Here is an 810-nt window from a genome sequence, read left to right as displayed (position 1 = left end):
CGGCGCGGGCGGCGCCTTCAGGATCGTGAACAGCGGCCTCATCGAGGGCCGCAGCGGCGCCGCCATCACGCAGGGTTTCGGCCCAAGTTTGACCATCGACATCGTGAACAGCGGCCGGATCCTGTCCGGCGACGTTTCGGGCAACTTCCTGGCCATTTCTGCGGTGGATGACGGCGTGACCCGGGTGATCAACACCGGCCAGATCGTCGGCCACGTGAAACTGGGGCCCGGCGCCGACCTCTACCGCGGCACCGGCGGGCTGGTGTCCGGCTACGTCGACGGCGAGACCGGCAGCGACACGCTGATCGGCGGGGCCGGGGACGACGACCTGCGCGGCGGCGCCGAAGCCGACCTGCTGGTCGGCCACGACGGCGACGACAGCCTGAGCGGCGGCGCCGGCAACGACACCCTATTCGGCGGCGCGGGCGACGACTCGCTCGACGGCGGCACCGAGGACGACATTCTGAACGCCGGCGCCGGGAACGACACCGTCCTGGGCGGCGACGGCAACGATGTCCTGATCGGCCACGATGGCAGCGATTTTCTCGACGGCGGCGCCAGCAACGACATCCTCGACGGCGGCAACGGCGACGACGTGCTCGAAGGTGGCGACGGCAACGACATCCTGCGCGGCCGCGGCGGCGAGGACGACCTGGCCGGTGGGCTGGGGATGGACCTTCTGACCGGCGGACTGGGGGCCGACAACTTCGTGTTCCGCTCGCTGGCCGAAACCGTCGTCGGCGTGAACCGCGACCAGATCCTCGACTTTCAGAAGGGCCAGGACCTGATCATCGTCGCGGGCCTGCATCC

At 70.1% G+C, this 810-nt stretch carries 1 protein-coding gene; it reads left to right on the top strand.

Annotated features, from left to right (window positions below):
* Nucleotides 1-88: 88 nt before the first annotated feature.
* A partial coding sequence (locus MAA8898_RS25620) for a calcium-binding protein (protein WP_281252929.1) occupies nt 89-810 on the top strand: 722 nt, incomplete at its 3' end.

This window comes from Antarctobacter aquimaris (assembly GCF_900184945.1).
Lineage (GTDB): Bacteria > Pseudomonadota > Alphaproteobacteria > Rhodobacterales > Rhodobacteraceae > Maliponia > Maliponia aquimaris.
This window is presented reverse-complemented; position numbering and strand designations above follow the sequence as displayed.